Source organism: Zhongshania aquatica, assembly GCF_027257955.1.
Classification (GTDB): domain Bacteria; phylum Pseudomonadota; class Gammaproteobacteria; order Pseudomonadales; family Spongiibacteraceae; genus Spongiibacter; species Spongiibacter aquatica.
The window spans coordinates 1-6,485 of record NZ_JANZNQ010000055.1 but is presented as its reverse complement, the minus strand read 5'-3'; the positions used below and the strand labels follow the sequence as shown (position 1 = coordinate 6,485).

Below are 6,485 nucleotides of genomic sequence, written 5' to 3'. Positions count from 1 at the left end.
CTGCGGCAGAACGCCAATGGCAACTTTACTTGATGGTAAAACGATCTGGGCTGAGAAGAATTTAGCTCAGATCTAAACTGGCAGACACCGGCAAAAAAACGGGTAACTGTCAGATCAAGTCTGAGCTCCTACAGATAATACCGATGTAAATATAGTTAGCGGTACAACTGTGCTCGTGTAGCAGGAATGTCCTTGTTCGCTTTCACCGCCTAAGCTAGGTCTCGATCGGAAAATCACGCATCGATAGATTTATTATTTCCTGCCTAAATCGTCCAAATAAGCCGATCGATGCATCGTATGACTCAGCCAGGGTCAGTGGTTGTAAATCTGAAAACTCTATCAGTCCGCCGTCAGAAGTTAGATCAATAGGGGAAACAGCTTCCTCTATTGGCTTCTGTTCTTTCTCTTTGTCGCTTAGCGACGGGGGTTGAGCAGGTTCATCGCTGGCCGTAATGCCTCCAGTCATAAGTTCAATGGCTATGGTGTTAGCGTCGGGTATGTTTTCAACAACTCGTTCTGCGTATTCGACTAAATTTGGTTCGGCCGGAATGAATAAAAATCCTTCATCCTTCTCAACACCCGTTGACCGCAATATACGTCCTAAAACTTGCCTGAAATACAATTCTGTCTTCACCCTCGTAAGGTGGCAGCATACTTTTAGACGAGGGATGTCGGTACCTTCGCTAATCATGCCTACAGAAACGATCCACTTGTCATTAGCTTCTCGAAAATCTCGAATGGTATCTTGTGCGCCATCGTGTAAATACGTCACTACACGGGCCGAATCTCCGGTATCACGCTTTATAATCTCGGCGACTTTAATCGCATGCTCGACTGTTGCCGCGACGACCAAGGCTCCTGAGTTAGGTTGCCTTTTTCTAACCTCGTTAATTTTTTTTGCAGTGATCTTGATCATATAGGTAATCAAGTCAGAACTATCTAAAAGTTGCTGGTAGGTGCATTTAGATTGCTTAAGGAGTTCTGCAAATGAACTATAGCGCTCCCTCTCGTCACCTGATAATAATGTGATCTCGTCATTGTCTATGGCGATGATCTTAGGTATTCGACATACACCATCTTGAATTGCTCTCTCTAATCCGTAGGTATAATCACACTGTATAACTCCATCTACACAATAACTTGAGAGCGCGATGGGGACTTTATCTGAGCGCCAAGGCGTACCTGATAGAGCGAGCGTATAATCTGCCTCCCCTTGAATATGTTGGATGATTTTTTGACCCCAGACATTTGCGTTGTCCAAATTGTCGCCAGCACAGTGATGTATTTCATCAAAAATAACCAATGTTTTGTATTGAGACAGGAGAGACCAAAAAGAGAGGTCTTGGCTGGGCATTGACTGATACGTAAGGGATCGACCCTTTGAGCCAAGTAATCCATCCAATTTACATTTTAATTGTGACTCAATTGACGCTTGGAATGATGTCGCGACATTGACTGAGGGTGAAAAACAAAAAACTAAATCAATTTTCCCTGAATCCATCAATTCTTTGGCGATTCTTGATGCCATGAATGTTTTCCCGGCACCTGGTGTCGCTAAGCAGAGAAAGTGCGGGTGCTCCGTTTCATACTTCGTTAGAGCAGCTTTGACTGCTTCGTGTTGCCATCGTCTAAGTTGCATGATGCTACCCTGCATACTGGGAAAGCATATTTTCAAGTGCTTTCATTTTGCCAAGCAGCGTGGCGCTGCGTTCACGAGCCTGGTTATACAAGTCTTGTGCGCTCTCACGTAGATCAGGGTGTTCATTGCAAAGCGCGCTGTATTCTTCAGATTCGCCAATAGCGCAAAGCATTTCAGATCTATAACGGCTGAGCTTTTCTTTTAGCGAAGAAACATGTCGATGGGCAGCCACGGTGGATTGTCGAGGGATTTTAACGTTGTCTGTTATTTTTACATTAGCAAGACGAACCACTGAAACATCTAGAAATTCTGATGTTAACTGGTAACGTGGCCAGCCATTAACCTCTGGCAACTTGATCAGTTGGTCATTTTCAATCAAGCATTTCATTTTACGATAGACATATTGCCGCGCTGCCTTTTTTGAGCTGTGTTGGGTCTTATGATGATTGAGATACTTTTGTGTCAACTGAGCAACGGTGAATGGTGTGTCTGACATGTTTTTCAAAACATGAAGAAGTGCATCTTTAATTTGTATGTCTTTCATGAAGCAGTATGCCGTCTTTTCTGTCTCGAATTTCGCGACATTCTACATTGTCTCTATCATCGAGACAATGAAACCATCTCCCTACACTATTCACTACGACAACCTGCGAGCTTGGCTGAAGCAGCAGCGGGAGAATAGCGGCTTGTCGCTACGTGCGGCATCGGCGATGATGGGGCGGCATCATTCTGTTTTAGGAAAAATGGAACAGGATCGCAGAAAAATTGAACTGTCAGAGTTCATTGAATACTGTGAAGTTATTGGTGCCGATCCTCATGAGGGTATGGACGTCATGATCAACTCTTTGAAGACATCAAAACTCGTGTAGTTGGGGCTTACATATTGCTATCAGGTAAATTGAGTCCTCTTTTGTTGATTTGACTTAAAAAAGGATCGTCAGCTTCAATATATTTCAATGCCGTCTTAACGTCTTTCCAGCCTACATATTCCATCAATGCCTTTATATCCCATTGCTGAGTATTGCTCCAGCTCGCAAATCCACGCCGCAATGAATGACTACTGTATTCATCTGCGTCGGGAATGCCTGCAAGCGTGCAACTCTGCTTAATAATTGTAATGACGCTGGCCGGGTGAAGTGATTTTTCACTGATGTGCCCCCAGCGATTGATTCCAGGGAAGAGGGGGCCTTCTCGTAACTGCGCTTCGCTAACCCAATCTAGGTAAGCTGAAACTGGACAGAGTTGTAGCAATGCGGGTACACGAACAACGCGGCCTTGCGCGCTACGATCTGTTTTACTCCGCGGAAGAAATATTTCAAGTCCTTTCTCAGGTACGACACTCACGTTCTCAATGTTGATACGAGTTAATTCATCGCTGCGAAACGCCCGCCAAAAACCAATAAGAAATAAGGCTTTGTTACGTACTACCGTCAGGCGGCGTGGGCGTGTGCATGGCTCAGATCTCAATACCTCGTCGAACCACGATACGACCCTGTTGAGGTCTTCAAGCTTGAGCGGCTTCGCTTGTGTTTCGGTATGTGGGTGTAGTTCGGCTATGCCTTTGAGCACTTTTTTGACATACGGTGATTTGGTGGGGTCGGGGAAGCCTTGATCATTGTGCCACGCAGCAAGTCCAGCTAAACGCAGTTTTAGGGTGTTGATAGCCAAAGTCGGTGCGTAGTGTGCGAGGTATTGCGCGACGCTATCTGCCGTCGCTGGCAGATAGCCACCCCATACAGCTTCATAGTGCTCTATTGCTGCGCGGTAACTCTTTCGAGTGTTTTCGCGTGTCGCGGCATGAATGTATCTGTCAGTGGGGTTGGTCATCAGGTGCCTTATACAGTGGCGGTTTATCCAGAGAAATGTCGTGCGTGTGGCGGCCTACTCCTGCATGTCTTCACCACGATTACCGAGCCAACGCCGATTCTGTACTGAAAAGAGCTTCAAGATTACGCTTTTTTGCTATGACATTAAATAAGTCTCCCTTATTTAATGTCATCAAAGCACTATCATGCGAATAGCGTTAGCTATAATATAGTATGTATATACATGATACGTAATACAGTACGATATTTACTGGAGATGATTTATGGCTAGGGGTGGAATCAACAAAGCATTGGTCTTAAAAGCGCGGGAGGAAGTGCTTAAAAAAGGGCAAAACCCCTCCATAGATACGATACGGATCGCACTTGGCAACACCGGTTCTAAGTCCACTATTCATCGATACCTCAAAGAATTAGAAGAAGAGTCCGCCACCAGAATGGACGATGTTGAGCTACTCAGTAAGCCTATTAAGGAGCTTATTACACGTTTGGCCGCAGGATTAAGGGAGGAGGCGAACGTTATCGTTGAGCAGCAAGCAGATAAATTTGAACAACAATTACAGGACCTTCTCTCAAAAAATAGTGCGTCAGAGCAGGCTTTAGACGTACTGAGCAAACAAAATGCTTCGCAATTACAAATGTTAGAGTGCTTAGAAACTGATTTAAAAGGTAGGGATATCGCACTGACTCATTCTGCAGAAAATGCGGCCGAAGCAAAACAAACCGAATCAAAACTGACAGCATTACTCAAGGAAAAACAGACCCAAATTGAGTCGCTGGAGGAAAAGCATCTTCACAATCGTGAGGCCCTTGAACACTATCGGCAATCAGTTCAGGAGCAGCGCGACCAAGATCAACGCAGGCACGACCAGCAAGTCCAACAGTTACACGCAGAAAATCGCGTTTTAAATCAAACTTTGTCGCTTAAGCAATCCGATATCACGCAGCTAAACAAGGATAATTCACGCTTTATCTCGGAGCTTGGCGCCGCTCAAAAAGCACTAAGTCTCCTGACATCCGAGAAAAATGAACTTGAGAGCAGAGTAAAGGCATTAGCATTGTCTGAGCAGTCACTAAATATCGAGTTACGCAACTCCCGAGAACAAATTGAATCCTACTCTGTAGAAAACGGTAAATTGAGTCAAGAATATGGAGATCTGCAGTCCAAACAACAGGCTTCAATCGTTAAAATAGCTATGTTGGAGGCTGGGGTTAGTGCTAAAAATGACGTAATTAATCAACTTATCGCTGGGGCCACAGGGGTAATCACTGATAACGTCCCGGACAATCACATCAAATAATTTCCCGCTCGAATAATTCCGTAAGCAGTTTTCAGGGCTTTGATTGAAAAGCCTATGATTGCCTACGGAGTTAAAATTTAGTTGATTTTGGGTGCGAATCTCGCTGTTAGCTACCCGGCCCGCCTATAGGCAGTGCTTGCTCTATGGGGCTAACATAAACCCAGCCGGAGATATGTGGGCCAATTCTTCCAGCCGTACGAATAATGCCAGTGACATCATCAACTTGAGAATCCTCACAGACTAGTGAGATTCGAACCTCAGAAATAACAACACCAGCATCTGTTGAATACGATTGTTCGGATTCGCTAAGTGGTTTTAGCGTCCCCTTTACATCTAGCAGGGTTAGATTTTTATAGCCGGCATCGCGTAATGCTTCAACTACAATGGCGGATCTGACATGGTGTATAAATGCTTTGATTTGTTTCATAACGGTACTCCATGAATTAGTAGAGCGATATTTATGGTTGTGGATTTGTCTGGCCATAAGTAATGCACAGCCTTATGGCCAGACGGTAAAGCATTAAGATGCCATTTGACTCTCATCACTCTCAGGGATGTTTTTTGGTTTGCGGTAAGCCATACGGTATAAACCGGGCAAAACCAGTAGGGTTAATAGGGTAGAGGAGATGATTCCCCCGATAACCACCGTCGCGAGTGGCCGCTGCACTTCCGCACCCGTGCTGGTGTTGAGGGCCATCGGCAGAAATCCGAGCGCGGCTACCAATGCGACCATTAATATCGGCCGTAGCCGTAACATCGCGCCTTCTTTGATCGATAGATCGATATCATCACCCTGTTCCAGCCGATCTCTAAACGCCGAGACCATCATTACGCCGGTGAGTACCGAAACACCGCATAGCGTAATGAAGCCAACGCCTGCGGTGATAGACAAGGGGATGTCACGCAGCCAAAGCGCAATGACACCGCCAGTTAGCGCAAGTGGCACACCGCTGAATACGAGTGCCGCATCTTTCGCAGAACCAAAGGTCATCATGAGTAGGGCAAAAATCATGACTAGTGTCACGGGTACTAAGAGGCTTAACCGCTCCGTTGCGGATTGGAGTTGCTCAAACGTACCACCGTATTCCAGCCAATAGCCGGGTGGCAAGGTCACCTCTCGTTCAATTTGAGTTTGCACATCGGCGACAAAGCCACCTAAATCTCGGCCCCGTACGTTGGCACTCACAACCAGGCGACGTTTACCATTTTCGCGGGAAATTTGGTTCGGCCCCGGTGCCAGCGTGAGCGTGGCGACTTCATTGAGTGGTACGTAGCCTCCTTGCGGGAGTGGTATCGGCAACTGTTCTAGCGCTCGCAAGTCGTTGCGGATTTCCTCCGCTACCCGTACAACGATGGTAAACCGTTGGTCGCCCTCAAAGATTAATCCGGCTTCTTCGCCACCTGTCGCAGCAGCTAATACCTCTTGGACATCGGCGACATTAAGGCCGTAGCGATAGAGCGCTGGTCGATTGGCTTCAACGGACAATATAGGTAAACCAGAAACCTGCTCTACTTTGACGCCTTCAGCACCCTCAACTCCGTTAAGCGCCGTTGCAATCTCAGAACCTGATTTCAATAACTGATCTAGATCGTCACCGTAAATCTTAATGCCTAGGTCTGAGCGAACACCTGAAATCAGTTCATTAAAGCGAAGCTGTATCGGTTGGCTGATCTCGAACGCGTTACCGGGAATGAGCGTCAGTTTTTGCCGGATATCTTCTA

At 46.1% G+C, this 6,485-nt stretch carries 7 protein-coding genes; 2 read left to right on the top strand and 5 right to left on the bottom strand.

Going from position 1 to position 6,485, the window contains the following annotated elements; genetic code table 11:
- Positions 1-214: 214 nt before the first annotated feature.
- Together O9X78_RS20230 and O9X78_RS20225 are read right to left on the bottom strand one after the other, a co-directional pair.
- Positions 215-1,639, bottom strand: coding sequence for a DEAD/DEAH box helicase (locus tag O9X78_RS20230; RefSeq protein ID WP_269621516.1), 1,425 nt, complete (start codon positions 1,637-1,639; stop codon positions 215-217).
- A 4-nt stretch (positions 1,640-1,643) separates the two neighbouring features.
- The gene (locus tag O9X78_RS20225; RefSeq protein WP_008250943.1) at positions 1,644-2,183 is read right to left on the bottom strand and encodes a VspR family transcription factor; all 540 of its coding nucleotides are present in this window, start codon (positions 2,181-2,183) and stop codon (positions 1,644-1,646) included.
- Positions 2,184-2,250: 67 nt separating this feature from the next.
- Between O9X78_RS20225 and O9X78_RS20220 the strand changes: the two genes are divergently transcribed.
- Positions 2,251-2,508: a helix-turn-helix domain-containing protein gene (locus O9X78_RS20220; RefSeq protein ID WP_255558595.1), complete on the top strand. Its 258-nt coding sequence runs from the start codon at positions 2,251-2,253 to the stop codon at positions 2,506-2,508.
- A gap of 7 nt (positions 2,509-2,515) precedes the next feature.
- On the opposite strand, the gene O9X78_RS20215 is transcribed toward O9X78_RS20220, so the two are convergent.
- Positions 2,516-3,466, bottom strand: coding sequence for a site-specific integrase (locus tag O9X78_RS20215; RefSeq protein WP_269621515.1), 951 nt, complete (start codon positions 3,464-3,466; stop codon positions 2,516-2,518).
- A gap of 262 nt (positions 3,467-3,728) precedes the next feature.
- Between O9X78_RS20215 and O9X78_RS20210 the strand changes: the two genes are divergently transcribed.
- Complete coding sequence (locus O9X78_RS20210; RefSeq protein ID WP_269621514.1) at positions 3,729-4,763, top strand: DNA-binding protein; 1,035 nt, start codon at positions 3,729-3,731, stop codon at positions 4,761-4,763.
- A 106-nt stretch (positions 4,764-4,869) separates the two neighbouring features.
- Here O9X78_RS20210 and O9X78_RS20205 read toward each other — a convergent pair whose 3' ends face one another.
- A complete protein-coding gene (locus O9X78_RS20205) occupies positions 4,870-5,190 on the bottom strand; it encodes a P-II family nitrogen regulator (RefSeq protein WP_008250279.1) in 321 nt (106 codons plus the stop codon).
- Between the two features lie 93 nt (positions 5,191-5,283).
- The coding region (locus O9X78_RS20200; protein WP_269621513.1) for an efflux RND transporter permease subunit at positions 5,284-6,485 on the bottom strand (1,202 nt) is incomplete at its 5' end.

Coding starts and splice junctions, on each gene's coding strand:
- O9X78_RS20230 (WP_269621516.1), bottom strand. CDS start 1,639: ATGCAACTTAGACGATGGCAACACGAAGCAGTCAAAGCTGCTCTAACG.
- O9X78_RS20210 (WP_269621514.1), top strand. CDS start 3,729: ATGGCTAGGGGTGGAATCAACAAAGCATTGGTCTTAAAAGCGCGGGAG.
- O9X78_RS20220 (WP_255558595.1), top strand. CDS start 2,251: ATGAAACCATCTCCCTACACTATTCACTACGACAACCTGCGAGCTTGG.
- O9X78_RS20205 (WP_008250279.1), bottom strand. CDS start 5,190: ATGAAACAAATCAAAGCATTTATACACCATGTCAGATCCGCCATTGTA.
- O9X78_RS20225 (WP_008250943.1), bottom strand. CDS start 2,183: ATGAAAGACATACAAATTAAAGATGCACTTCTTCATGTTTTGAAAAAC.
- O9X78_RS20215 (WP_269621515.1), bottom strand. CDS start 3,466: ATGACCAACCCCACTGACAGATACATTCATGCCGCGACACGCGAAAAC.